Here is a 26212-nt window from a genome sequence, read left to right on the forward strand (position 1 = left end):
AGCAGTCACTCTCAAATCAATAGCTGCCAGCGCTTATTCAACAATCGCCAGCGGCCCAAAATACTTCAAACCTCGCCACCCCGGCAGACGCTGTTCAGCATGGGACAATCCGGCCCCATGACACCGCAGCAGTACGTTCAGCAAAAGGCCGTGGCCTCGGGCAGCAGCTTTTATTACGCCTTTCTCTTCCTGCCCGCGCCGCGCCGCGCGGCCATCACGGCGTTTTATGCGTTTTGCCGCGAGGTGGACGATGTGGTCGATGAGGTGACCGACCCCGGCGTGGCCCGCTCCAAGCTGGCCTGGTGGCAGGCCGAGGTGGCCAAGGCCTTTGCCGGCCAGCCCACGCACCCGGTGATGCAGGCGCTGATGCCGCACACGTTGGACTACGGCATCGAGCAGCGCCACCTGCAGGCGGTGATCGACGGCTGCCAGATGGACCTGGAGCAGACGCGCTACCTCGATTTTGCCGGCCTCAAGGGCTATTGCCACCTGGTGGCGGGCGTGGTGGGCGAGGTGGCGGCGCGCATCTTTGGCCAGACGGATGCGCGCACTACCGAATACGCCCACCGGCTGGGCCTGGCATTCCAGCTCACCAACATCATCCGCGACGTGGGCGAAGACGCCATGCTGGGCCGCATCTACCTGCCGGTGAGCGAGCTGCAGCAGTTTGACGTGAAGGCGCACGAGATCTTGAAGCGCCAGTATTCCGACCGTTTTACGGCCCTGATGCGCTTTCAGGCCGAGCGCGCGCACCGCCTGTACGAAGAGGCCTTTGCCCTGCTGCCCGATGCCGACCGCCGCGCGCAAAAGCCAGGCCTGATGATGGCCAGCATCTACCGCACGCTGCTGCGCGAGATCGAACACGAGAATTTTCAGGTGCTGCACCAACGCATCCGCCTGACGCCGCTGCGCAAGTTCTGGCTGGCGTGGAAGGTGCAGGCGCTCGGGCGCATGTGATGGCCCCCACGGTCGCGCGCTGCGTGTCGCTCCCTGCCCCCCGCAGCAGTCTTGCCCTGCGCGTCGCTGGTGCATGGGGCCGCGTTTCGCCTTGGGGCGGCCCGGCGGCGAAACAGATGACGGCTTTGCTCGCATGAAGATCGCCGTGATCGGTGCCGGCTGGGCTGGCATGGCCGCCGCCATTGCGCACACGCAGGCGGGCCGCCAGGTCACCGTTTTTGAAGCCGCCCGCACCGTGGGCGGCCGTGCGCGCGCCGTGCCCGCCCGCTTGCCCGACGGCACCGCGGCCACGCTGGACAACGGCCAGCACATCCTGATTGGCGCCTATGCGACCAGCCTGCGCCTGATGCGACTGGTGGGGGTGAACCCCGACGCTGCGCTGCTGCGCCTGCCGCTCACGCTGCAGTTCCCCGATGGCCAGGGGCTGCGGCTGCCCGATCTGCCGCCGCCGCTGGATGCCTTGGCGGGCATCGCCACGGCACGGGGCTGGGGCTGGCGCGACAAGCTGGCGCTGCTGCGCACGGCCTCGGGCTGGCAGCGGCGCGGCTTTCGCTGCGCGCCCGAGGTTTCGGTAGCCCAGCTGTGCGCCGGGCTCACGCCGCGCCTGATGGCCGAGTTCATCGATCCGCTGTGCGTGTCGGCCCTCAACACCCTGTCGCACGAAGCCAGCGGCCAGGTGTTTTTGCGCGTACTGCAGGACAGCCTGTTCAGCGGCCAGGGCGGCTCCAACCTGCTGCTGCCGCGCACCGACCTGGGGGCCCTGTTTCCTGAAGCGGCCGGGCGTTGGCTGCAGGCCCAGGGTGGCGCGCTGCACACCGGCCACCGGGTGCAGCGCCTGGCGCGCAGTCCCGCAGGTGGTCCCCACGGCGGCGCAGGCTGGCGGGTGGACGACCTGCCGTTTGACGCCGTGGTGCTGGCCACCACCAGCACCGAGGCGGCCCGCCTGGCGCTGACGGCACAAAGCACGCTGCCAGGCCCCGAGGCAGCCGCCCTGCACGCCTGGGTCGGCTGCGCACAGGCGCTGCGCTTCACGGCCATCTCCACCGTCTACGCCCAGGCGCCGGCGCCATCGCATGGCCACTTGCTCAGCCGGCCCATGCTGGCGCTGCGCCCTGGCGCGGGCCGGCCCGCGCAGTTCGTGTTCGACCGGGGCCAGCTGGGCGGCCCGGCGGGTTTGCTGGCCTTTGTGGTCAGCGCCAGCGCGGGCGACCGCGCCACCCTGGAGCGCGCGGTGCTGCAGCAGGCGCGCGAACAGCTGGGGCTGCAGGGCCTGGGCATCGTCCAGACGGTGATTGAAAAACGCGCCACCTTTGCCTGCACGCCCGGCCTGCAGCGGCCCGCGCCGGCACTGGCGGACGGCCTGTGCGCCTGCGGCGACTACATCGAAGGCCCCTACCCGGCCACGCTGGAAGGCGCGGTGCTGAGTGGCACGGCAGCGGCAGGCCTGGCCTGAGGAAACGCAAAGGCCCCTGCGACCGCCCCCGGGAAACTCCCTAGCCCACCGACCGCAGTTTGACAGCCGTTCGACAGCGTGGCAGTGCACCATGGCCGCAGCCCATTTTTGACTGTAATTCCTGCCAAGGAGACTGCACCATGCCGCCCCACCCCTCTTCCGCCTTGTGCCCCACCCGCCGCCAGCTGCTGACCGCCAGCGGCGCGATGGCCCTGGGTGGTCTGCTGCCCGCGACTTCGTGGAGCCAGACCCCCTGGCCGAGCAAATCAGTGCGCTTCGTCGTGCCCTTTGCACCGGGTGGCAGCTCGGAAATCGTGGCCCGCTCCACCGCCGCCGAGCTCTCCAAGACGCTGGGCCAGAGCGTGTTCGTGGACAACAAGCCGGGCGCAGCGGGCAACATCGCCATGCAGGAAGTGGCGCGCGCCGAAGACCAGCACACGCTGATCCTGGGCCACATCGGCACGCTGGCGGTGAACCCCTTCATCTTCGACAAGCTGCCCTACGACGCCAACAAGGACTTCAAGCCGGTGAGCCTGCTGGCCAAGGTGCCCAGCCTGTACGTGGTGCACCCCGATGTGCCGGCGAAGAACCTCAAGGAATTCATCGCCTATGCCAAGAAGAACCCGGCCAAGCTCAGCTACGGCTCGGCGGGCAACGGCAGCGCGGGGCACCTGGCGTTTGAATACCTCAAGATGACGGCCGACATGTTCATGCTGCATGTGCCCTACCGTGGCACCGGCCCCATGATGACCGACCTGCTGTCGGGCCGGCTGGACGCCGCCGCCGTGGGCGCCGCCGCCATGCTGCCGTTCATCAAGTCGGGCAAGGTGCGCTGCATCGCCACCGGCTCAGCCCAGCGCCTGCCCCAGCTGCCCGATGTGCCCACCGTGGCCGAACAAGGCTTTCCCGGTTTCGAGATGACGCAGTGGTACGGCATGCTGGCCCCTGCCAGCCTCCCGCAGGAGCACATCGACAAGCTCGCCGCCGAAACCATGAAGGCCGTCAAGGCACCGGAATCGCTCAGGCGCCTCAATGCCGATGCGGCCGAAGCCATTGGCGGCACGCCTGCGCAGTTTGCCCAGTTCATCGCAGCCGAGCAGGGGCGCTGGAAAAAGGTGCTGCTGCGCGCCAAGGTCAAGCCCGACTGATACGGCTTTGCCTTCAAACGTATAACGTCGTTAGCTCGCCTTGCCGTGCTACAGCACTGTCTGCGGCTTCCCGCCTAGTTATCCGATTGAATGCAAAACCGTATGAGGGGTGCGCCAGGCCCCGCAGCGGGGGCCTGGGCCTGGGCCTGCTGCGGGAGTCGCGTTAATGATCGCCCCGGGCCACTGGCCGGCCGGGGGGTCGCGTTATTTCTCCAGCCACCACTGGATGACCACCTTGGCCAGGAACCCCAGGAAGCCCACGCCCAGCCCCAGGAACAGCACAAAGGTGCCAAACCGGCCGGCCTTGGAAGCCCAGGCCAGTTGCCCGATGATGAAAACCATGTACAGGATGAAAGCCCCCACCCCGTAGGTGAGGAAGAAGCTCGAAATCTGCGCTTCGGTAAATCCAAAAATCACGAGCGCCCCCCCTGGGCAGGACCCTTGTACGAATCGCGCGGCGGCAGGCTGGAGGCATCCACCAGGTCGCGGTAGGCATGCCAGCTGGCATGGCCCAGCATGGGCATGACGGCAACCATCCCCAGCAGCAACGAACCCAGCCCCAGCAGCGTGAACCCCAGAATCAGCGCAGCCCACAGCGCCATCGGCACCGGGTTGGCCAGCACCGCCTGCCAGCTCGTCAGGATGGCCTGGCGCAGGCTGGCGCGCCGGTCCAGCAGCAAGGGCATGGCCACCACGCTGGACAAAAAGATGGGCGCGGCCATCAGGCTGCCCAGCGCCAGCCACAGCTCGAACAGCCAGCCCTCGCGGGCCAGCACCACATGCAGCAAAAAGTCTCGCGGCGTCTCGATGGGCACGGGCGCCAGCAGGGTGATCAGGGCCGCCGAGGTCACCACCCAGCCGGTGGCGGCCAGCGCCAGCAGCACGCCGAACTGCACCATGCACCAATAATCGTTGCCCCACTTGTTGACATGGCTGTTCTGCCAGTTGAGCCAGGTTTTCAGCACCACGGCGGTGTTGGCGCTTTCGCGCCGCTCCAGCGCACGGCTCAGGGCATACAGGCTGGTGGCCAGCACCGGCGCCACCACCAGAAAGCCCGACAGCGCACCCGCCAGCAGCCAGAAACGGTTGTAGGCCACGGCCATGATGGCGGCGCCCAGCAGCGTGATGGCCAGGCCGTGGGCAAAGCTGATCCAGCCGGCACGCGCCATGTCGCGCCAGCCCAGGGCCAGCCAGGCCAGCGGTTGCATCAGCCCGACGGTGCGGACGACGGGCAGGGGGGGCGGGGTAAAGCGCATCGGTTCTTCCGGCAAAAGCGGTTTAACGGGGTATCGCCGGGTCGTCCAGCAGACGGCACAGCTCGGTGAGGCTGGCCACGGTGGCATGGGGCTGTGTGTCGTGGGGCCAGTCCTTGCGCACCGGGTTCAGCCATACGGCCTGCATGCCGGCGGTGATGGCCGCCAGCGCATCGAGCGTGGCGTCGTCGCCCACATGCAGCACCTCATGGGGTTCGACCCCCAGGGTGCTGGCGGCGGCATGAAAGATGCGCGGGTCGGGCTTGGGCACACCAAATTCGTGTGCGCTGATGCTGGCTTGGAAGTAATGCCCGATGCCCACGCGGTGCACATCCGCGTTGCCATTGGACACGGCCACCACCGGGTAGCGTCCGGAAAGGAACGCCAGCGTGGTGTGTGCATCGTCAAACAGCTCCACCCGCTGGCGCTCGGCAAAGAACACCTCGAACGCGGGCTCGGCCAGCGCCGCTTCATCCCCGGCCTGGGTGAGGGCCAGGCGGATGGACTCGCGGCGCAAGGCACCCAGGTCGTGCCGCAGGTCGGGGCGCAGGCTCCCCATCTGGTTGCGGATGGCGCGCAGCGCCGTGGTGTCGGAATACAGCGCTGCGGTGGCGGGGGCATGCACGGTCAGCCATTGCAGCAAGACTGCTTCGGCCCGGGTGATGGTGGGCCAGATGGGCCACAGGGTGTCGTCCAGGTCAAGGGTAACGGCACGGATGCGGGAGATATCGAGGGAGCAAGCGGACACAGTCGATGCAGGGAAAGCGGGGGTTGCGGGCGTTGCCCTGGAAAGTCCAGCCAGAGAATACCCCACGCAGCCACCGAGAGTGGAGCGACGAGGGCGCGAGAGATTTTTTTGCCCTGGCACTCTGCCCATAATAGAAGCAGGCGCCGCTGCCAGCACCTGAACGCACAGATCAACCCTAACGGAGAAAACCATGAACGCAACACTGACCGCCGCCCAACGCGAAGAACTCAAGGCCCTGCTGCTGGCGGCGCGCCGCAGCCTTGAGTCCCAGATGCAGCAAAACCGCGAGAACCTCGCGCCGCCCGCCGCCGACCAGGACGGCATCGAGCAGGGCAATGTGGTGCGAGAGGTGGACCAGGCGCTCACCAACATCGACGCCGCTGACGTCAAGCGCATCGACCACGCCCTGGAGGCCATGGAAGATGGCAGCTATGGACTGTGCGCCGAATGTGGCTGCGCCATCCCGTTCGAGCGCCTCAAGATCGAGCCGCAGACGCAGCACTGCGTGGCCTGCAAGTCGCGCTGGGAACAGGGCCACGCCAAGACGCGCGCCTGATCCTGCAGCGCCGGGGCCGCAACCGGGCCTGCGGCCAAAGCCCATGCCGGCGCACCGGCCCTGCCTTGCGTGAAAATGCCGCATGCCTTTTCAAACCGAACCACCCTTTAACCACGGCCAGGCCGAACGCACCGCCGTGCTGCTGTGCAACCTGGGAACCCCCGACGAACCCACGGCCTCTGCCGTGCGGCGCTATCTGGCCGATTTCCTGGGTGACCAGCGCGTGGTCGAAATTCCCAAGCTGGCCTGGTGGCCCATCCTGCACGGCATCATCCTGCGCACCCGGCCGGCCAGATCCGCCGCCAAGTACGCCAGCGTCTGGACCCCCGAGGGCTCGCCCCTGGCGGTGTGGACCGCCAAACAGGCCACGCTGCTGCGCGGCTGGCTGGGCCAGGCCGGGCACAGCGTGCTGGTGCGCCATGCCATGCGCTACGGCAACCCCTCCATTGCCAGCCAGCTCGATGCCCTCAAGGCCGAGGGCGCCACCCGCATCCTGATCCTGCCGCTGTACCCGCAATACTCGGGCACCACCACGGCCAGTGTGTTCGACGCGGTGTATGCCTGGGCTGCCAGCACCCGCAGCGTGCCCGAGCTGCGCTTTGTGAACCGCTACCACGACCACCCCGGCTACATCGACGCGCTGGCCCGCAGCATCGAAACCCACTGGAAGCACCACGGCCGCCCCGACCAGCTGGTGATGAGCTTTCATGGCGTGCCCGAGCGCACGCTGCGCCTGGGCGACCCCTACCACTGCGAAAGCCTCAAGACCGGCCGCCTGCTGGCCGAACGCCTGGGCCTGCGCAAGGACCACTACCAGATCACCTTCCAGTCACGCTTTGGCAAGGCCAAGTGGCTCACGCCCTACACCCAGCCCACCGTCGAAGCGCTGGGCAAGGCGGGCACCCGGCGCGTGGATGTGGTGTGCCCCGGCTTCACCAGCGACTGCCTGGAGACGCTGGAAGAAATCAACATGGAAGTGCGCGAGGCCTTTTTGCACCACGGCGGCCAGGAGTTCCACTACATCCCCTGCCTGAACGACAGCACCCACTGGATCACCGCCCTGAGCCAGGTGGCCCAGCAGCACCTGGCCGGCTGGCCCACCAGCGTACCCGATGCCGCTGCGCTGGCCGATGCGCGCACCAAGGCGCTGGCAGGCGGTGCGCCTGCGGGGGTTTGCCCAGTGGCGCATTGACTATTATTTTCATAGCTACCAGCACCTATCCATCAAGTGCCAGAGACTGTTTGAGTCCAATATCCACGGCGCCACCGCCATCTCCCATGCCCGCCATTGCCCTTGAACCCCATCAGCTGCGGCTGACCATCGCACCCGAATCGCTGGGCTTTGCCAGCACCGCCGAGCTGCAGGACCTGCCCCTGCCCTGGATCGGGCAGGAGCGCGCCCAGGCCGCCACCCAGTTTGGCTTGGGCCTGCAGCAACCCGACTACCACCTGTTCGTGCTGGGTGAGGCGGGCAGCGGGCGCACTTCGCTGCTGCGCCAGGCCACGCAGGCCGCGGCAGCCCAGCGTGCCGTGCCACCCGACCTTTGCTACCTGCACAATTTTGACGCGCCCGAGCGCCCCCGCGCCCTGCGCCTGCCCGCCGGCCAGGGGCGCCAGCTGCGCGTGGCCCTGCTGGAGATGGCCAGGATGCTGCAGGCCGACATCCCCAAGCGCCTGGCCAGCCCCGATTGCAAGGCCGAGGCCGAAGCCATCCACAAAGCCTGGCAAAAAGAAGAAGCCAGCGCCTTTGCCACGCTCGACGCTTTCGCCGAGGCGCGCCACTTCCGACTTTCGCGCGAAGGGGGCCAGCTGGTCTTCACCCTCACGGGCGACAAGGGCCACCCGCTGACCGAAAACGAGGCCCTGGCCCTGCCACGCGAACGCCGCGCCGAAATCGATGCCGCCGAGCAGGCCCTGCGCGCCGAGATTGCCCGCTTTCTGGACACCATGCGCCCACTGGAACGCGCCCGCGACGAGGCCCTGGCCACCTTGCGCCGCCAGGCCATCGAGCCGTTGCTCGAACATGCGGTGCAGGACATCCGCCAGGGCCTCAAAAAACAGATCAAGGACGCCGCCAAGCTGGACCAGTGGCTCGACCAGGTGGAGCGCGAAGTGCTGGCGCGGCTGGCGCTGTTCGAAGCCGGCGATGCCGACGACGATGCCGAGGACGAGCGCAAGGCACATCTGGCCGAACTGCTGGCCCGCTGCCAGGTGAACCTGGCGGTCGATAACGACGGCCGCGACGGCGCACCAGTGATCGTGGAGGACAACCCCCAGATGCGCAGCCTGTTTGGCGCCATCGACCTGCAGACCGACACCGACCCGCCGCACGCTGATTTTTCGAGCATTCGCGCGGGCAGCCTGCTCAAGGCCCATGGCGGCTTCATCGTGCTGCACCTGCGGGACCTGGTGGAAGACGAAGGCCTGTGGCCGCGGCTGCGCCGGTTTCTGCGCTGCAGCCGCCTGCAGATCGACGAGGGCAGCGCCGCAGCGCACGGCCCCACGGCGCCGATTGCGCTGCAGCCCGAGGCGGTGGATGTGGATGTGAAGATCGTGCTGATCGGCTCGGTCGAGGAGTACTACGCCCTGCAGGAGGCCGACCCCGACACCGCGCGCCGTTTTCGCGTGAAGGTGGACTTTGCCGAGCGCTTTGCCGCCAGCCCCGCCACGCGCCACGCCACGGCCATCTTTGTGGCCCACAGCTGCCACAAGCGCGGCCTGCCCCACTTTGCCCCCGATGCCGTGGCGCGCCTGCTGGAACAGACCCACCGCGAGGCCGACGACCAGAGCCGCCAGAGCGCGCTGTTTGCCAACACCGAAGCCCTGGTGATCGAGAGCGCCGCGCTGTGCCGCTCGCGCGGCGGCACGCTGGTGCAAGCGCCCGATGTGGACGCAGCGCTGCAGGCCCACGCGCTGCGCCACAACTACCCCGAAGAGCAGCTGCACGAGTCCATCACCGAGGGCGAGCGCCTGATCACGTTGCACGGCACCGTGGTGGGCCAGGTCAACGCCATGACACAGGTCGATCTGGGCGACTACCGCTTTGGTTTTCCGGTGCGCATCACGGCGCGCACTTTTGCCGGGCACGAGGGCCTGCTCAACATCGAGCGCGAAGTCGATATGTCGGGCCCCATCCACGACAAGGGCGTACTGATCCTGCACAGCTACCTGACCGCCCTGTTCAGCCATGTGGCGCCGCTGGCGCTCAACGCGTCCATCGTGTTCGAGCAGGAGTACAGCGGCGTCGAGGGCGACTCGGCCTCGTGCGCCGAGCTGTATGCGCTGCTGTCCAGCCTGTCGGGCCTGCCGCTGCGCCAGGGCATTGCCGTGACCGGCGCCCTCAACCAGCACGGCGAAGTGCTGCCCGTGGGCGGCATCAACGAAAAGATCGAAGGCTGGTTCCACGCCTGTGCAGCGGCCGGGCTCGATGGCACCCAGGGCGTGCTGATCCCCGCCCGCAACCTGCGCCACCTGATGCTGGGCCGCGCCATTGTGGAGGCGGTGGAGCGTGGCCTGTTCCATGTCTATACCGTGGGCCATGTGAGCGAAGGCATTGCGCTGCTGACAGGCGAGGCTTCGGGCATGGTGCCGGGCGTGTTGCCAGAACGGGCCGCCGATGTCGAGGGCACCGTGCTCAGCCGGGCCGAGCAAACCCTGCGCGCCTTCCGGCGTGCCTGCCAGAGCGCAGGGCACACCAGGCGGGGCCGGGTCATGCGCGGCGCCATGCCTGGGCAGGGCCACTGAGAGCCTGTCGGCAGCACAGACCTGGAGGTTTGTGGATTCAGGCGCCCGACAAGAACCCGTCCACCAGGGCGAAGTGTGCCGGCACGTTCAGCGCTGGCGCATGCCCGCAGCCGGGCACCTCCACCACGCGCACCAGGCCCCTGGCCCCCGGGCCACGCGTGAGCATTTCGGCGGTGGTCTCGGGAAGCACCAGGTCCGAATCGGCACCGCGCAGGCACAGCACCGGAATGTCGAGTGCGTCGTAGTGCTCCCAGATCAGGTAGTCGTTGGCGTGGTGCGTGAACTGCTGCACCATGGCCGGGTCGTAGTGCGGCGTCACGCGGCCATCGGGCAGGCGGCGCGTGCTGCTTTCGGTCAGCAGCCGCCATTGCGCATCGCTGAGCCAGCCATAGGGTTGGTACACCTGCCGGAAAAACGCCTCCAGCTCCAGCACGGTGTCAAACGCGGGCGGCTGGCCTGCGTAGGCCTTGATGCGCGCGAGCGCCGCATCGGCCAGGCGCGGTGCGTTGTCGTTGAGCAGCAGGCGGGTGATGCGGCCCTTGAGCTGCGGCTCGAACAGGCCCGACGCGCACACCGTGCCAATGGCGCCGCCCATGGAGGTGCCGATCCAGTGCGCCTGGCGGATGCCCAGCTGGTCGAACAGGTCTGCGGCGATGCGGGCATAGAACGACAGGCGGTATTCGTCCTGCGGCGCGCGCGCCCACTGGCTCAGACCCCGGCCGATGGTGTCGGGGCAGATCACCCGGTAGCGCGGCGCCAGGTGCCGCGCCAGTTCATCCATGTCACGCCCCGTGCGCGCCAGGCCATGCCATGCGATCACGGCGGGTGCATCCGGGGTCCCCCATTCGGTGGCGTGAATTTCGTAACCGGCACAACGCAGGTAGCGCGAAGAGAACAGCATGGTGGTCAGCCTGGAGAAAAACAGCGGGGCCCCGCGCCTACAGCATCAGACAGCCGTTGATGCCGATCACCGTGGCCCCGACACAGCGCGACCCCACCCGGTTGGTGGGCGAATGGCGGATGCCCGGGCCCGGCGCGTTCTGCTGGCCGGCCCGCTGGACCAGCGCGACGGGAGCCACCACCGAGATGCTGTACAGCTGCGCGCCGCCGCCTTGTTCGCGGTAGCGCTGGATGAAGGCCGCAGCCGGTTTGTAGATGGCGATCATGATCACGATGCTTCGGATTTCGCGGCGAAAGTAGTCACGTGTTCGATCAGGGGAAAGAACCCGCCATGCCCCGTGCGGGTCGTGAAAATGCGTTCACGCTCCCAAGGGCATGGCGGATGGACTCGCAGGTGCTCAGTTGGGCACGCTCAGCGAGGTACCGGCAAACCCGATCTGGTTCGCCGCCACGGGCGCCGCCACAAAGGGCGGCACGTTGCTGGCCGTGATGGCCGGTGCTGCACCGGGATTGCCCCCGCGCGGCGTGGTGCGCACCACCTGGCTGGCGGGCAGCGCGGTGCCGGACTTCAGGTGCGCATACATCGCGTCCATGGCCTGGTTGAAGTATGGGTGCAGCGGCACGAAGCGCGTATCGAACCCGCTGAACGGCAGGAAGGCATCGAAATGCTGGCCGTTCGTCACCTCGATGTAGCGCAGTTTGCTGGCAGCACCTTCCACCACCTTGCTGTAGGCGGCATAGGCACGCGCGTTGTTGTTGACCGGCACCAGGGCGTCGCTGCGGCCGCTGACGATGATGGTGGGCTTGCCGCGCAGGTTGCCATTGAGCACCACCTCGGCGATGCCGGCGCGCACGGCGTCGCTCTGCGCCTTGGTGGGCATGGTGGCGGCCGTGAGCGCCGTGCCGCTGACCGGGTCGGTGCCCGTGACCAGCGCGCGCTGGCACAGGGCGTTATCGAGGCCGAAGTCGGCCACGCCGGTCGAGGGCGAAATGGCGAATTGCCAGGCCTTGGCTCCGCCCACCGAGTCGTTGTAGACCACCGTGGCCGGCGTGCCGTTGGCGGTGCCATTGGCCGTGGCAAAGCTCTGCGCCAGTGCCGTGGGTGACACGGCCACCGGCACGCCCGTGGCGGCATTCACGGCCGCAAAGCTGGTGTTGCAGACATTGGCCTCGACAGGAAAGCGCCCATAGCTCACCGGGTACATGGCCGACAGGATGGGGCCGTTGCCCAGCGCATAGTGGGCGTTGTGCATCTGGTCGTTGTCGGGTGTCCAGCCAAAGGCACGCAGCTTGTTGAGCGCGTCCAGCGAACGGGCCGCCGTGTCGGCGCCACTGACCAGGCCCTTGGCCGCCAGGCCGTCGCAGCGTGCCGTGGCCCGCGCCGCCATGCCCACCAGCTGGATGTAGTTGAAGACCGACGTTTCCGCCATGGCCGCACCCGCTGCCAGCGCAGCACAGGGCTGGTAGATGTTGCCGTAGGTCGTGTAATCGGCCAGCGTCTTGCCATAGCCGGTCACGGCCGCACCGCCGAACTGGATGCCATAGCCGCTGGCGGTGGGCATTTCGGTCACGGGCTCGGAGGCCACCACGCCGTCGATCAGCCCCCCGCTGTCTTTTTCGGCCGCGCCCAGCGAGGCCGCACCGCCGTTGGAGGCCGAGCCGGCAATCACGATCGTGTTGCCGGGCGTGAACGGCACCGGATTGTCGACCGTGCCATAGCGATCGTTCAGCACAAACATCGCATAGCGGCCTGCCGCCAGCGTATCGTTACCCCAGTCTTTTTCCGGATTCTGCTGCGAGTGCACCTGCTTGAGGGCCAGCCGGTTCGGGAACAGGGCGTTGTAGGCGGCCCTGGCCGCATCGGTGATATTGGCGGCAAAGAAATTGAGGGTGCCGGCCGCCGTGCGGGTGGCGCGCGTGCCATCGATCTTGTGCACGGTGTCATCCATCATGTCGTACAGGCCCACGCCCTTGCCGGCATCGGTCAACGCCACGGCACAACCCTTTTTCAGGCCCCATTCACCGGCCGTGCCAATGGCGCCATAGACCCCGCGCGAGCCCGACGAAGCACCCAGCACCACGCAGGGGCTGGCCTGGTTGAAGCTGTCGGGCACCTGCACCGCGATCACGGTGCGCTTGCGGCCCGAGCCATCGTCGAGCACCGCCACATATTCGCGGCCCGGAATCAGGCCTTCACTGGTGGTGACGGCACCGGCCGCAGTCACGTTGGGGCCGTACAGCGTGCCGTAGCCACCACCCACCGAGGGGTCGAGGATGCCGCGGTAGTTGGAATACAGCGCGTTGCGGCGCAGCTCGGCGGCCGTGGGATTGGCGGGATCGGCATAGGCCGGTGTGGCCCCGCCCAGGCCGGTCTTGCCGATACCGCCGGTCAGCAGATCCTGCGTGGCGGCGGTGGCGCCCGTGCCCACCGTGGTCGCGGGATAGACCGTGGCACTGACCTGCGTCACGCCGGTAGGAAGTTGGTTGGTCGGGGCCGAAGACCCGCCACCGCACGCGGCCAGAACGGCCCCTGCCAACGCGGTCATGGCCACTTTCAGGGCACGTTTGTCCTGCAGATGCACTTTCATGTTGTCTCCTTTTTCTACTGCCACAGAAAAGCGCGCTCAGGCCTGGGCGCGCAGGAATCGCAGGCGTCCCACAACGCCCGCGGGAAAGTAATAGACCGAAAGAACAAACAGCACGCCCAGCCACAGCAGCCAGCGGTCGGGCGAGAGCAAGGCAGACAGCCACGGCAGGCCGGCAGTGGCCTCGCTGCCCAGGCGCAAAAGGTCCTGCAGGTAGCTTTGCGCCACCACGAACAGCACGGCACCGATGACCGAGCCGTAAATGGTGCCCATGCCGCCGATCACCACGATGAGCAGGCAGTCCATCATGATTTCGAAGCTCAGCGAGGTGTCGGGCCCGTTGTAGCGCAGCCAGAGCGCCAGCATGGCACCGGACAGGGTCGCAAACAGGGCCGACAGCACGCTCGACGTGGTGCGGTACACCACCACGCGGTAGCCGATGGCCTCGGCGCGGAACTCGTTTTCGCGAATGGCCTGCAGCACGCGGCCAAAGGGTGAGTTGACGATGCGCAGCAGGGCCAGCAACAGGGCCACGGCGGCCACGAAGAGCAGGTAGTAGCAGATCAGGCGACCGTCGATGGTGACCCCCAGGAAGGCTTCCTCGAACGGCTCGAAGCTCGGCGAAAGGATCTCGGGCACCTTGAACGTGAGCCCGTCCTCGCCGCCCGTGATGTCCGAGAGCTGCGAGGCCAGCGTCTGGAACGCCGCCGCCACGGCCAGCGTGATCATGGCGAAGAAAATGGCACGCACGCGCAGCGAAAACAGCCCCACGGCCAAGGACAGCAGCAGCGACAGCAGCAGCGCACCGCCAATGCCCACGCCCAGCGCCGTCCACGTAGGCCCCAAACGCGTGGTGGCCACTGCGATACCGTAGGCCCCGATGCCAAAGAACATGGTGTGGGCAAAGCTCACGATGCCGGTGTAGCCCAGCAGCAGGTCGAAGCTGGCCACCAGCACGACGAAGACCAGCACCTTGGCGGCCACATTGAGCGCCTTCACGCCCGGAAACAGGAAAGGCGCAAACGCCAGCCCCAGAAAAATGGCCACGAGCATGAGCGCCAGCAACTGGCTGCGCGGGTAGTCGCCGGAGAGGAGTCGGTTCAGCATGTGTGGCGTTCCTCTTCAACGGTTGGTGACGGGATAGACACCCTGTGGGCGCCACAGCAGGATGGCCACCATCAGCGCAATGTTGGAGAACAGCGCCACCTTCGGCACCAGGAAGCCGGTGTAGTTGGCCATGAGGCCCACCAGCAGCGCGCCAATCAGCGCCCCACCCGTGCTGCCCAGCCCGCCGATGATGACGACGATGAAGATCAGCACATTGACCTGCGCACCCATCTGCGGCACCACGCTTTGCTGGTACAGCCCCCACATCACGCCACCCAGGCCAGCCAGCGCCGAGCCCGCCACGAACACGCCGACGAACAGCCGGCGGATGCGGTAGCCCAGGCTTTCGACCATCTCGCGGTCCTGCACGCCGGCCCGGATCAGCAGGCCGACCTTGGTGCGCGACAGCGTCCAGGCCAGCAGCGCGAACACCGCCAGCCCCACCAGCACGGCCACCACGCGGTATTTTTCGATGGCGGCATCGCCCAGCAGCCAGCTGCCGCGCATGCCCTGGGGCAGCGGCAGCGGAATCTGCGCGGGCCCCCAGATGACCTTGATGAGTTCTTCACCAATGATCATGCCGCCCATGGTGATGAGGATCTGCTTGAGGTGCTGGCCATACACCGGCCGCACGATGAAGCGCTCGAACGCCAGGCCCACGGCGCCGGCCACGGCCATGGCCACCAGCATGGCCGGCAGCACCGCCACCATGTTGCGCCACAGCTGGTCGGAGCCGGTCCAGTCGCCCATGGCACCCAGCACGCTGGTGGCCACGAAGGCGCCCAGCGCGATGAACACGCCATGGCCGAAGTTGAGCACGTCCATCAGCCCGAACACCAGCGTGAGGCCCGAGGCAATGATGAAGATGATCATGCCCATGGCCAGCCCCGCCACCGTGAGCGTGAGCCAGGTGCTGGCCGAGCCGATGAAGGGCAGCACCAGCAGGGCCAGCAGCGGCACCAGCGCCAGCGGACTCCAGTCCAGCTGCCGGTTCATGCGCAGCCTCCCACGGACATGTTCAACGCTTCTTTTTGGATAGCTTCTAGCCAACGGCCATCAATCGCCGGAGGTTTTTTGGGTGTGTAATTCATAGCGACAATCCCAGCAGCTGGCGCTGCAGCGCCTCGTCCTCGGCCAGCGCGGCCATGCTGCCCGCGTGTACCACCCGGCCGTTGTCCATCACGGCCACGGTGTCGCCCAGGCGTTGCGCGAAGTGGATGTTCTGCTCGACCAGCAAGATCGTCACGCCGCTCTTCTTGAGCTGGTCGAACGCCTCGATCATGTTGTGGACGATGGCCGGTGCCAGCCCCTTGCTGGGCTCGTCGATGATCAGCAGGTCGCGCGGCTCCACCATGGCGCGCGCCACGGCCACCATCTGCTTTTGCCCGCCGCTGAGCTTGCCGGCCGGGTGGTTCCAGAACTTCTCCACGGCCGGGAAGAGCTTGAAGATCCACTGCAGGCGCTGCGCGTCCATCTGCGCGGCGTTGCCGGCCTTGCGTGCGGCCAGCAACATGTTTTCTTTCACCGTGAGGTCGGCGAAGAGGCCCATGTTTTCCGGCACATAGGCGATGTTCAGGTGCGCGATCTGCGGCGTGTGCATGCGCGTGATGTCGTGCCCGTCAAAAGCGATCTGGCCCTGCGAGGCCTGCCACAGGCCCATGATGGTGCGCAGCGTGGTCGTCTTGCCCGCGCCGTTGCGGCCCAGCAGCATGGTGAGCTGGCCCTTGGGCACGGCCAGGTCCACGCCATGCAGGATGTGGTAGGCGCCGATGTGCGTATGCACGCCCTTCAATTCCAGCAAGGCCCCTGCGCTGGCCGCCGCGCGTGTTTCACGCACCACCGGGGGGGTGCTGGCCCCGTGGGACAGCCCGGCCGCAGTCATCAGAACCATGCTCATGCGGCCTCCCTGTCTGCGTCTTTTGCCACGCCCAGGTAGGCCTCCTGCACCACGGGCGAGGCAATCACCTCGGCAGGCGGGCCGTCGGCCACCAGCGTGCCATTGGTCAGCACGATGATGCGGTCGGCCAGCTCGCGCACCACGTCCATCTTGTGCTCCACCAGCAGGATGGTCTTGGTCTTGTCCTGCTTCAGCGTACGGATCAGGTTCAGGATCACGGGCGCCTCGTCGTGGCCCATGCCGGCCGTGGGCTCGTCGAACATGTAGACCTGCGGCTCCAGTGCCATCAGCAGGGCCACTTCGAGCTTGCGCTGGTCGCCGTGCGGCAGGCTGGCCACGGGGGTGTCGCGCCGCTCCAGCAGCGCCACGGACTGCAGGATCTGCTCGGCCCGCGCGGTGAGCTGGCCGTGGTCGCTCCAGATGCTCCAGAGGTTCAGGCCCCGGCGGTGGCTGCCGGCCTGCGTGGCCTGCACGGCCAGGCGCACGTTCTCCAGCACGCTCAACCCCGGAAACAGGTTGGTGAGCTGGAACGCCCGGCCCAGCCCCGCGCGCGTGCGCGCCGACGGAGACAGGCCCGACAGATCCTGCCCGCCCAGCGTCACCCTGCCGCTGGTGGCCCTGAGCTGCCCCGAGATGAGGTTGAAGTACGTGGTCTTGCCTGCCCCGTTGGGGCCCACGATGGCGGTGAGCGTGCCCGGCTCGAACGCGCAGGTCACGGCATTCACCGCCACATGGCCACCGAAGCGGATGGTCAGGTCATGGGTCGCCAGCATCGCAGGTCGAGGCTCCGCAGGAATGAAGGTAGAAAGCAGCCCCGGCGCCTGATGGAAAGCGCTTTCAGCTATCAAAAAAGGATTTACAGGCCCGCCGGTGCGCAGCGGGCCCTGGCCGTCAGCGCTTGTTCCGGATCGGAACCTGCATCTCTTCCGGCTTGATTTCGTGCACCAGCTCGGGCACGCCCCAGGCGAAGGCCGGGTCCACCTTGATCTTGAAGTGGTACATGCTCTGCAGCGCCTGGTGGTCTTCCTTGCGGAAGGTCATCTTGCCCTTGGGCGTGTCAAAGCTCATGCCTTCCATGGTCTTGATGAGCTTGTTGGTGGCGGTGTCGCCGCCCGTGGCCTTGAGCGCCGTGACCAGTGCCATGGCCGAGCTGAAGCCCCCCGCGGTGAAGAAGTCGGGCGGCGCCTTGAACTCCTTGTAGTGCGCGGCCACCAGGGCTTCGTTCACCGGATTCTTGGGGATACCGAAGTAGTAATAGGTGGCGCCTTCCATGCCGGGGAAGTTCTTGAAGCTGGCCATGGCCGGCAGGATGTTGCCACCCGTGGCGATCTCGATGCCGTAGCGCTTCAAGTCCAGGTCGGCGATCTTGAACGGGTTGCCCGCGCCGGCCCAGAGGACCCAGATGATCTTGCGGCCGGGCTGGTCCTTGAGCTTGTCGATCAGGCGCTGGGCGCCGGCGGTGAAATCGGTGGTGCTGGTGGGCAGGTATTCCTCGTGCACCAGCTTGGCGTTCCTGATGGCGTCCTTGAAGGCTTTCACACCGTCGCGGCCGAAGGCATAGTCCTGCGCCAGCGTGGCAATGGTCACGCCCGGCTTGTCGATGGCCACCGCATTGCTGATGGCGTCCTGGCTGCTGTTGCGGCCGGTGCGGAAGATGTACTTGTTCCACTTGTCGCCGGTGATGGCGTCGGCGACGGCGGGCTCGACCAGCAGGATCTTCTTGTATTCCTCGGCCACGGGCAGCAGCGCCAGCGCCACACCCGAGGACGTGGGCCCCACGGCGATGTCGGCCTTGTCATCCGAATAGGCCGATGCCAGCAGGCTCTTGCCCAGGTCGGGCTTGCCCTGGTCGTCCTTCTCGATCACCACGATCTTCTTGCCGTTGATGGCCATGCTGCCGCCGGTGGCGTAGTTCAGCCCCATCAGCAGGCCGGTCTGCGTCTGCTTGCCATAGGCTTCCAGCGGGCCCGTCTTGCTGTAGACATGGGCGATGCGGATCTCGCCCGACTGGCTGAAAACCGGAGCCGAAAGGGTGGCGGCCAAGGCGGCCAGCGCGACCAGGGTGCGTCGTTGCATGGGGACTGTCTCCTTTGGGTATGCCTGCACACAGCACAGTTCGTGCCAATCATCAAGGCGTTGATTTATAGGAATCAATGGTGCAAACGCAATGAAAACGCCTGAATTCCAGACACAGTACATGCCTTAAATTCAGACATATGGCTGTTTTTTATTCAGGGTTTTCCAGACGTGCATAGAGCGTGGCCCGCGAAATACCCAATTGCCTGGCCGTGGCCTGCTTGTTGCCGCCATGGGCCTTGAGCGCTGCGGCAATGGCGCGCCGCTCCAGCTCCGCCACCTGTTCGGCCAGTGGGCGCAGGCAATGTTCGTCGCCCAGTGCCCCGGGGTCGGCCACGGCAGCCGGCACGGGTGCGGCCGGTTCCACCCCTGCTTCGCGCAGGATGCTTTCGAGCTGGTAGGCATCGATGGACTGCGAATCGCTGCGCATGGCGGCCTGCTCCAGCACATTGCGCAGCTCGCGGATATTGCCGCGCCAGGGCTGGCCCGCCAGCAATGCCATGGCGTCGGGCTGCAACTCGGGCGGCACCGTGCCGTTGCGCAGCGCCAGGTCTTCGCCCAGCACCTCCACCAGCGCGGGGATGTCGCCGCGCCGCTCGCGCAGCGGTGGCACGCGCACCGGCAGCACATGCAGCCGGTAAAAAAGGTCTTCGCGAAAACGGCTGTCGCGCACCAGGGCGCCCAGATCACGCGAAGTGGCAGCCACCACGCGCACATTGAAAGGCACCAGCTTGTTGGAGCCCAGCGGCTCGATCTCGCCCTCCTGCAGCGCACGCAGCAGCTTGGCTTGCAGGCTCTGGGGCATGTCGCCGATTTCATCGAGGAACAGCGTGCCGCCGTCGGCCAGCTTGAACTTGCCATCGCGCCCCTTGCGGTCGGCGCCGGTGTAGGCACCGGGCGCGACGCCGAAGAACTCGGCCTCGAGCAGCGTGTCGGGCACGGCGGCGATGTTGACGCTGACAAACGGGCCGCTGGCGCGGCTCGACGCCGCATGGATGGCATGGGCCAGCAGTTCCTTGCCAGTGCCGGTTTCACCCAGCAGCAGCACGGGGCTGGACGACTGCGCGGCCCGGCGCGCCTGGCGCTTGACCTCGGCCGCCGCGGGGCTCGACCCGATGAAACTGGCAAAGGTGTATTTGGCGCGCCGCTCACCGTCGCCCGACACGGCCAGCGAGCGGCTGCGCTGGCTGGCCAGCTCGCGCCGCGCATCATCGAGATCGCGCTGCAGCAGGGCAAATTTTCCGATCAGGGGTTGCAGCGTGGTCTCGGGGTGGTCGAACAGCACGATGCCGATGGCACCAATCACGCGCTCGGCCTCGTCGCGCAAGGGAATGCGGCTGACCACGAAGGTGCCCGCCTTGTTGGTGAGCAGGTCGATCAGCACCGGCTGGCCGGTTTCGAGCACGCTGCGCATCTGCGTGTTGGGGATCACCTCCTCCACGGTGCGGCCCACGAACTGGTCCACCGACGAAAAGCCCAGGTCCGGAAGAAAGCGCTGGTAACCCTCATTCACCCACACAATGCGCCCGCTGCAATCCACCAGGAACATGCCCTGGCTGACGCTGGAGAACAGCTGGAACATGGAGCGCGCCGCCAGTTCCAGAATGCCCTGGGCATCCAGCGGCAGGGGCGAGGCTTCGGAGTGCAATGGCATGGGCCAATGGTACCCGGCGCATCACGGGTAATGCATCGATCGGTGGTCCGCAGAAAGAAACCTTCCCCAGCGCCGTCGCTTGTTATCGATGGGTCCGCACAAGGCAAAACGCCTGGCAGGGCCAGGCGTTTCAGTGGCTGGGGACGGACTGCCGGTCAGTCGTCCAGCTGCCGCAGCCGCGCCAGCTTGCGCTGCGCCAGATGCTTGAAAAGACGCGGCAGCACCAGCACCGCCAGCACGATGATGAGCAGCGTGAGCGACATCGGGCGCTGCACGAAGATCAGCCAGCTGCCCTCGCCAATCGACACCGCATTGCGCATCTGCGCCTCGGCCAATGGCCCGAGGATCATGCCCACCACGACAGGTGCCGTAGGGAAGTCAAAACGCCGCATCAGAACCCCGAGCATGCCGATGCCATACAGCAGGAACAGATCGAAGGTGCTCTGGCGCATGCCGTAGGCTCCCACCGTGGCAAAGATCAGGATGCCGGCATACAGCTGCGGCTTGGGGATCTTCAGCAGCTTGACCCACAGGCCCACCATGGGCAGGTTGAGCACCAGCAGCATCACGTTGCCGATGTACAGCGAGGCGATCAGCGCCCACACCAGCGTGGCCGAGGTGGTGAACAGCTGCGGGCCAGGGTTGATGCCGTAGTTCTGGAACGCGCCCAGCAGCACCGCCGTGGTGTTGGAGGTGGGGATGCCCAGCGTCAGCAGCGGAATCATGGCCGCCGTCACGGTGGCATTGTTGGCGGCCTCGGGTCCGGCCACGCCCTCGATGGCGCCCGCGGTGCCGAACTCGGCCTTGTCGCCGCCCTTGGCCAGCTTCTTTTCGGTGGCGTAGCTCAGAAAGGTCGGGATCTCGGTGCCGCCGGCCGGGATGCAGCCAAACGGCGTGCCAATCAGCGTGCCGCGCAGCCAGGCCGGAATGGACCGTCTCCAGTCGCGCCTGGTCATGTGCACGCGGCTCATGGTGTTGCGCGACTCGACCACACGGCCTTCGTACATCGCTGCATACAGCACCTCGGCCACCGCGAACAAGCCCACGGCAACGAGCACGATGTCGATGCCGTCCAGCAGTTCGGACTTGCCACCGGTGTAGCGCGCCGCACCCGAGATCTGGTCCATGCCGATGCAGCCAGCCGCCAGCCCGACGAACAACGCCGTGATGCCACGCACCGTGCTCTTGCCCAGCACCGCGCTCACGGTGGTGAAGGCCAGCACCATGAGCATGAAGTATTCGGGCGGACCCAGCTTGACGGCAAAGTCAGCCACATAGGGCGCGAACAGGGTCACGACCACGGTGGCAACGGTGCCCGCCACGAACGAGCCGATGGCCGATGTGGCCAGCGCCGCCCCGGCCCGGCCACTCTTGGCCATCTTGTTGCCTTCCATCGCCGTGACCATGCTGGCGGTCTCGCCCGGCGTGTTCAGCAGGATGGAGGTGGTGGAGCCGCCATACATCGCGCCGTAATAGATGCCGGCAAAGAAGATCATCGAGGCCGTGACCTCGACCTTGGCCGTGATCGGCAGCAGCATCGCCACCGCCACCGCGGGGCCGATGCCGGGCAGCACGCCGACGGCGGTGCCCAAAGCGCAGCCCACCAGGGCCCACAGCAGGTTGGCGGGCGTGGCGGCGGTGGCAAAGCCCGCCATCAGTGCATCAAAGATTTCCATCACAACCACCCGGTTTGCGTGAGCCCTGGCAGGTTGATGGCCAGGAACTGCGTGAATGTCCAATAGACGGGCGCCGAGATCAGCACACCCGTCAACCCGTCCACCGCCCAGGTGCGCGCGGTGCCTGCGTTTTGCCCCGCAGCCCGGCGCAGCCCCTGCACGGCCAGCACATAGCACAGCGTGCAACTCAGAATGAAGCCCACCGTGGTGATGAGGGCAGCGTTCAGCAGCAGGCCGGTCGAAACCCACACCCATGCCGGCTTGTCCGCACGCGCAGCGCCGTTAGGCTCCTCCATGGCGTGGAACCCGCCGGTGCGGGCCTCCCACAGCAGGACACAGCCGCACAGCCCCAGTACGGCCGCCACCAGCCACGGCAAAAAGTTGGGGCCCACGCCGCCATAGCCCGCGTTGGATGGAATATCCAGGGCGCCCAGCGCCAGTGCGAGGGCCGTCAGCAGCACGCCGGCGCCGACCACGGTCTGCATGCGCACGGCCGGCAGGTTGCTGGCAATGCCGGGCATTGCACCCGGATCAGAAGAAAGGGGAGTTGTCGGATCAGACATGCTTGGGTTTTCTCAAGTCCTCGAACAAAGGTCCAAGGTACGCGCATCACGGCGCGCACCGCAATGGGCACGCGCAAAAAAATGTGCACCGCCGCCGGCGGCGGCGGTGCACGGTACCGGGGCAGTGCTCAGACCATTCCGGCCTTGACCATGGTGGCGCGCAGACTGGCGAACTCGTTGTCGACAAAGTTCGCGAACTCGTCGCCCGCCATCCAGGCCGGGGTCCAATCGTTCTTTTCCAGCGATTCGGCCCAGCTCTTGCTCTTGACGGCCTTGGCCACCATCTCCGTCAGCGCCTTGCGCTGTTCGGCCGTGATGCCGGGGGCGGCATACACGCCGCGCCAGTTGCCGATCTCGACGTTGATGCCCTGCTCCTTGAGGGTGGGCACGGTCGAGTTCTTCAGGCGCTGGCCCGAGGTCACGGCAATGGGCGTCATCTTCTTGGTGGCGATGTACTCGGCCATTTCGCTGTAGCCGCCACCGCCAATCGTCACGTTGCCGCCCAGGATGGCCGCGATTGCCTCGCCGCCCCCCCGGAAGGCCACGTAGTTGATCCGGGCCGGGTCCACACCCACCTCACGCGCAATCATCGCGGCAGCGATGTGCTCGGTGGAACCGCGCGAGCCGCCACCCCACTTCACACTGCCGGGGTCTTTCTTGAGCTGGGCGATCACCTCGGCCATGCTCTTGTAAGGCGAATTGGCGGGTAACACGAACACGTTGTATTCGCTGGTCAGGCGCGCAATGGGCGTGGCCTGCGACAGGCTCACCGGCGGCTTGCCGGTGATGATGCCGCCCAGCATCACGGCGCCCATCACCATCAGCGCGTTCGGGTCGCCCTTGCTGGAGTTGACGAACTGCGCCAGGCCAATGGCGCCTGCGGCGCCGCCCTTGTTGTCATAGGTGACCGACGCTGCCGCCCCCGATTCCAGCAATGCCTTGCCCAGGGCGCGCCCGGTGGAGTCCCAGCCACCGCCCGGGTTGGCTGGCAGCATCATCTTGACGGCGCTGGCGGCATGGGCCGACAGGGGCAAGGCTCCGGCAGCGGCCAGCGCAGCCAGGGATTTGAGAAAGGTGTCGCGACGCATCGATGTCTCCTTGTAGGGTTGGCGAACTGCCCGATGATGCGCGCGCAGCCTGTCAAACGGCTGTCCTGACGCTCAGGGAAAACACCAATGCCGCAACCGCTGGTGGTCGGTGCTATGGTGCCGCGCATGCAATTGCTTCTCGTTGAAGACGACCCCACCATGCAGATCACGCTGCAGCGCGCATTGACACGCCGGGGCATGGAGGTCACTGCCTGCGGCGACGGGGGCCAGGCGCTGCGCCAGTGGTCGGCCGTCCAGCCCGACGTGGTGCTGCTGGACCTGACCCTGCCGGGACTGGACGGCCTGCAGGTGCTGCAGCAGGCCCGCGCCAGCGGCTGGCGCCAGCCGGTGCTGATCCTGACCGCGCGCGGCACCGTGGGCGACCGCATCATCGGGCTCAACAGCGGTGCCGACGACTACCTGCCCAAGCCCTTCGACCTCGACGAGCTGGAGGCGCGCGTGCGTGCGCTGGCGCGCCGCGGCACGGCACGCGATGCCGCGCCGTCCGCGCCCGCGACGGCCGAGTTCGGCGCGCTGCGCCTGGACCGCGACAGCGGCGCCGTCTACTGCCGCGACGAGGCGCTGGACATCCCGCCGCGCGAGCTCGCGCTGCTGCAGGCGCTGCTGGCGCGGCCCGGCCAGGCCGTGGCCAAGGAGCGCCTGTTCGAGCTGGTGTTTCCCGGCGCGGCCGAGGTGCAGTACGAGGCCATCGAGGTCGTGGCCTACCGGCTGCGCAAGAGACTGGCCCATACCGGCGTCGCCCTGGTCACGCTGCGCGGCCTGGGCTACCTGCTCAAGGTGGCGGCGTGAAGCCAGGCGGGCTCGGCGCACGCCTGGCCGCCGCGCTGCGCCCCCAGTCCCTGCGGCGCCAGCTGCTGCTGGGCATCCTGTTGCCGGTGGGGCTGGTGGTGGCCTTCAACACCTGGAGCCTGTACCGCCAGGCGCTGGTCGCCGCCAACACTGCCTACGACCGCACCCTGCTGGCCTCGGCCAAGACCATCAGCGAGCAACTCGACGTGCAGGGCTACGACGAGCAGGCACAGCTGCGCGCCCTGGTCCCCTACTCCGCGCTCGAGGCCTTCGAGGCCGACAACCAGAGCCGCATCTTCTACAAGGTCTCGAGCCTGAACGGCCAACCGGTGTCGGGTTTTGCCGACCTGCCGGCCTGGCGCGGCCGCATCCCGCCGCGCCCGGCCTACGCGGCCCTGGTCGACTTCTACGACGACCGCTACCGCGACGAGCCGGTGCGCGTGGCCGCCCTGCTGCAGCCCGTGGCCAGTGCCAACGGACGCGGCATGGCCCTGATCCAGGTGGCCGAGACCCTGGAGCTGCGCCACACGCTGGCACGCCAGCTGCTGCTCGATACGCTGTGGCGTCAGCTGCTGCTGGTGGCCGTGATCGCGGCCGTGGTGGTGCTGGTGGTGCAGCGCGCCACGCGGCCGGTGCGCGCGCTCTCGCAACAGCTCGGCGCACGCGCCGAGGGCGACCTCACGCCGATTGCCGCGCCCGAGGCACCGCGCGAGCTGCATCCGCTGATCGATGCGACCAACCAGGTCATGGGCCGCCTGGCCCACCTGCTCGAGCACCAGAAGCGCTTCGTGCGCGACGCCTCGCACCAGCTGCGCACGCCGCTGGCCGTGCTCAAGACCCAGGTGCAGTCGGCGCTGCGCGGCGACGTCGCGCCCCTGCAGGCGCTCGAGGAGATCAACGGCACGGTGGACCGCGCCACCTTGCTGGCCAACCAGATGCTGGCCCTGGCCAAGGTCGAGCAGCTGCGCCAGCAAAGCGCCCCGCCCGTGGTGGACCTGGCGGCCGCGGTGCGCGAGGTGGCGCTGGACCTGGCACCCCTGCTGGCCGAGCGCGACATCGATTTCGACATCGAGACCCAGCCGGCGCAGGTGGCGGCGCACGAATGGATGCTGCGCGAGCTCGCGCGCAACCTCCTGCACAACGCGATCAGGCACACGCCGGCCGGCGCCCCGCTGTCGGTGCGCGTGGGCCGCGACGCGCAGCACGCAACGCTGGCCATCAGCGACACTGGTCCCGGCCTGGAGGCGGACCTTGCGGGCCGGCTGTTCCAGCCTTTCTCCGCCGGCGACGTGCGCCACGGCTCGGGCCTGGGCCTGGCCATCTGCCGCGAGATCACCGACGCGCTGCAAGGCCGCATTGCGCTGGACAACCGGCTCGACCAGGGCCGGGTGGCCGGCCTGGACGCGACGGTGCGCCTGCCGCTGGCGCCGCAGCCGGCGTAGCATCGCCATCCATGGACACACAGCGCATCGACAAGTGGCTCTGGGCCGCGCGCTTCTACAAGACACGCGCGCTGGCCAGCGAGGAGACGGCCAAGGGCCGGGTACAGGTCAACGGCCACGACGCCAAGCCCTCGCGCGAAATCCGCCCCGGCGACACGGTCACGCTGCGCCAGGGGCCGGTCGAGCGCCGGGTGCTCGTCAAGGGGCTGAGCGCGATGCGCGGCCCGGCGCCGGTGGCGCAGCAGCTCTACGAGGAAACCGCGGACAGCATCGCGGCGCGCGAGCGCGCGGCCGAGCAGCGGCGCCTGGCGCCCGAGCCGGCGCTGAGCCTCACCCAGGGGCGCCCGACCAAGCGCGAGCGGCGCGAGCAGCAGCAGGCGCGCGACTGGAACGACCGCTGGAGCGCCTCGCTCGACGACTGAGGTGCAGAGCCGTCGCTGGTTGCACCTGGCATTGGCTATAGCACCCATCCGTAGAAAGAGCTGCTCCTCGGCATGCTCTCCCCGGTTTTCGCCAGCGCGGGGGCACGGCGCTTCATTGCGCTCCGTCAGGCCG

General features: G+C 67.5%; 24 protein-coding genes. 9 read left to right on the forward strand and 15 right to left on the reverse strand.

Annotation, left to right across the window (positions count from 1 at the left end):
* Window positions 1-117 precede the first annotated feature (117 nt).
* The 3 genes from hpnD to K225_RS0108190 all read left to right on the forward strand — a co-directional run bounded on the left by hpnD (window position 118) and on the right by K225_RS0108190 (window position 3558).
* Entirely contained in the window at window positions 118-957 is an 840-nt protein-coding gene (hpnD, locus tag K225_RS0108180) for a presqualene diphosphate synthase HpnD (RefSeq protein ID WP_026435938.1), read from the forward strand.
* A gap of 133 nt (window positions 958-1090) precedes the next feature.
* Entirely contained in the window at window positions 1091-2410 is a 1320-nt protein-coding gene (gene hpnE / locus K225_RS0108185; RefSeq protein WP_026435939.1) for a hydroxysqualene dehydroxylase HpnE, read from the forward strand.
* 140 nt (window positions 2411-2550) lie between these two features.
* Entirely contained in the window at window positions 2551-3558 is a 1008-nt protein-coding gene (locus K225_RS0108190; RefSeq protein ID WP_026435940.1) for a tripartite tricarboxylate transporter substrate binding protein, read from the forward strand.
* Between the two features lie 204 nt (window positions 3559-3762).
* Here the strand turns inward: K225_RS0108190 and K225_RS0108195 are convergent, their stop codons facing one another.
* The 3 genes from K225_RS0108195 to K225_RS0108205 are packed head-to-tail and all read right to left on the reverse strand — an operon-like array spanning window position 3763 to window position 5559.
* A complete protein-coding gene (locus tag K225_RS0108195; protein WP_026435941.1) occupies window positions 3763-3975 on the reverse strand; it encodes a DUF2788 domain-containing protein in 213 nt (70 codons plus the stop codon).
* Window positions 3972-4814, reverse strand: a complete 843-nt coding sequence (locus tag K225_RS0108200) for a DUF2189 domain-containing protein (RefSeq protein ID WP_026435942.1) — start codon at window positions 4812-4814, stop codon at window positions 3972-3974. Before K225_RS0108200 ends, K225_RS0108195 begins: the two co-directional genes overlap by 4 nt.
* Before the next feature lie 22 nt (window positions 4815-4836).
* Window positions 4837-5559: an HAD family hydrolase gene (locus tag K225_RS0108205; protein WP_026435943.1), complete on the reverse strand. Its 723-nt coding sequence runs from the start codon at window positions 5557-5559 to the stop codon at window positions 4837-4839.
* 190 nt (window positions 5560-5749) lie between these two features.
* Between K225_RS0108205 and K225_RS0108210 the strand changes: the two genes are divergently transcribed.
* The 3 genes from K225_RS0108210 (at window position 5750) to K225_RS0108220 (ending at window position 9859) form a co-directional block, all read left to right on the forward strand.
* Window positions 5750-6115, forward strand: a complete 366-nt coding sequence (locus K225_RS0108210) for a TraR/DksA C4-type zinc finger protein (RefSeq protein ID WP_026435944.1) — start codon at window positions 5750-5752, stop codon at window positions 6113-6115.
* A gap of 82 nt (window positions 6116-6197) precedes the next feature.
* The gene (gene hemH, locus K225_RS0108215) at window positions 6198-7307 is read left to right on the forward strand and encodes a ferrochelatase (RefSeq protein ID WP_026435945.1); all 1110 of its coding nucleotides are present in this window, start codon (window positions 6198-6200) and stop codon (window positions 7305-7307) included.
* 86 nt (window positions 7308-7393) lie between these two features.
* The gene (locus K225_RS0108220) at window positions 7394-9859 is read left to right on the forward strand and encodes a Lon protease family protein (protein ID WP_026435946.1); all 2466 of its coding nucleotides are present in this window, start codon (window positions 7394-7396) and stop codon (window positions 9857-9859) included.
* 37 nt (window positions 9860-9896) lie between these two features.
* Here K225_RS0108220 and K225_RS0108225 read toward each other — a convergent pair whose 3' ends face one another.
* The 12 genes from K225_RS0108225 to K225_RS0108280 all read right to left on the reverse strand — a co-directional run bounded on the left by K225_RS0108225 (window position 9897) and on the right by K225_RS0108280 (window position 23405).
* A complete protein-coding gene (locus K225_RS0108225; protein WP_026435947.1) occupies window positions 9897-10760 on the reverse strand; it encodes an alpha/beta fold hydrolase in 864 nt (287 codons plus the stop codon).
* Between the two features lie 37 nt (window positions 10761-10797).
* Window positions 10798-11025: a hypothetical protein gene (locus tag K225_RS0108230; RefSeq protein WP_026435948.1), complete on the reverse strand. Its 228-nt coding sequence runs from the start codon at window positions 11023-11025 to the stop codon at window positions 10798-10800.
* A gap of 132 nt (window positions 11026-11157) precedes the next feature.
* Window positions 11158-13347, reverse strand: coding sequence for a 3-hydroxybutyrate oligomer hydrolase family protein (locus K225_RS0108235; RefSeq protein ID WP_034712123.1), 2190 nt, complete (start codon window positions 13345-13347; stop codon window positions 11158-11160).
* Window positions 13348-13383: 36 nt separating this feature from the next.
* Window positions 13384-14451, reverse strand: a complete 1068-nt coding sequence (locus tag K225_RS0108240) for a branched-chain amino acid ABC transporter permease (protein WP_026435950.1) — start codon at window positions 14449-14451, stop codon at window positions 13384-13386.
* 15 nt (window positions 14452-14466) lie between these two features.
* Window positions 14467-15447: a branched-chain amino acid ABC transporter permease gene (locus K225_RS0108245; RefSeq protein WP_034712126.1), complete on the reverse strand. Its 981-nt coding sequence runs from the start codon at window positions 15445-15447 to the stop codon at window positions 14467-14469.
* A gap of 91 nt (window positions 15448-15538) precedes the next feature.
* Window positions 15539-16348, reverse strand: coding sequence for an ABC transporter ATP-binding protein (locus K225_RS0108250; RefSeq protein ID WP_238323206.1), 810 nt, complete (start codon window positions 16346-16348; stop codon window positions 15539-15541).
* Entirely contained in the window at window positions 16345-17121 is a 777-nt protein-coding gene (locus K225_RS0108255; RefSeq protein WP_026435953.1) for an ABC transporter ATP-binding protein, read from the reverse strand. Before K225_RS0108255 ends, K225_RS0108250 begins: the two co-directional genes overlap by 4 nt.
* Before the next feature lie 118 nt (window positions 17122-17239).
* The gene (locus K225_RS0108260) at window positions 17240-18424 is read right to left on the reverse strand and encodes a substrate-binding domain-containing protein (protein WP_026435954.1); all 1185 of its coding nucleotides are present in this window, start codon (window positions 18422-18424) and stop codon (window positions 17240-17242) included.
* 151 nt (window positions 18425-18575) lie between these two features.
* On the reverse strand, window positions 18576-20078 hold the full coding sequence (locus K225_RS0108265; RefSeq protein ID WP_026435955.1) for a sigma-54-dependent Fis family transcriptional regulator: 1503 nt from the start codon (window positions 20076-20078) through the stop codon (window positions 18576-18578).
* Between the two features lie 155 nt (window positions 20079-20233).
* The gene (locus K225_RS0108270; protein WP_026435956.1) at window positions 20234-21754 is read right to left on the reverse strand and encodes a tripartite tricarboxylate transporter permease; all 1521 of its coding nucleotides are present in this window, start codon (window positions 21752-21754) and stop codon (window positions 20234-20236) included.
* A complete protein-coding gene (locus K225_RS0108275) occupies window positions 21754-22317 on the reverse strand; it encodes a tripartite tricarboxylate transporter TctB family protein (RefSeq protein WP_026435957.1) in 564 nt (187 codons plus the stop codon). Before K225_RS0108275 ends, K225_RS0108270 begins: the two co-directional genes overlap by 1 nt.
* Before the next feature lie 128 nt (window positions 22318-22445).
* Window positions 22446-23405, reverse strand: coding sequence for a tripartite tricarboxylate transporter substrate binding protein (locus K225_RS0108280; protein ID WP_026435958.1), 960 nt, complete (start codon window positions 23403-23405; stop codon window positions 22446-22448).
* A gap of 126 nt (window positions 23406-23531) precedes the next feature.
* On the opposite strand from K225_RS0108280, the gene K225_RS0108285 reads away from it, so the two are divergent.
* From K225_RS0108285 to K225_RS0108295, 3 genes are read left to right on the forward strand one after another with little or no spacing between them, the layout of a single operon-like run.
* Window positions 23532-24215 carry a response regulator transcription factor gene (locus K225_RS0108285; protein WP_238323207.1) on the forward strand — a complete coding sequence of 228 codons (684 nt, stop codon included), beginning with the start codon at window positions 23532-23534 and terminating at the stop codon, window positions 24213-24215.
* Window positions 24212-25657 carry a sensor histidine kinase gene (locus tag K225_RS0108290; protein WP_238323208.1) on the forward strand — a complete coding sequence of 482 codons (1446 nt, stop codon included), beginning with the start codon at window positions 24212-24214 and terminating at the stop codon, window positions 25655-25657. Before K225_RS0108285 ends, K225_RS0108290 begins: the two co-directional genes overlap by 4 nt.
* An 11-nt stretch (window positions 25658-25668) precedes the next feature.
* Window positions 25669-26079, forward strand: coding sequence for an RNA-binding S4 domain-containing protein (locus K225_RS0108295; RefSeq protein WP_026435961.1), 411 nt, complete (start codon window positions 25669-25671; stop codon window positions 26077-26079).
* The last annotated feature ends 133 nt before the right edge of the window (window positions 26080-26212 follow it).

The organism is Acidovorax sp. JHL-9, from assembly GCF_000426205.1.
GTDB lineage: Bacteria > Pseudomonadota > Gammaproteobacteria > Burkholderiales > Burkholderiaceae_C > Acidovorax > Acidovorax soli.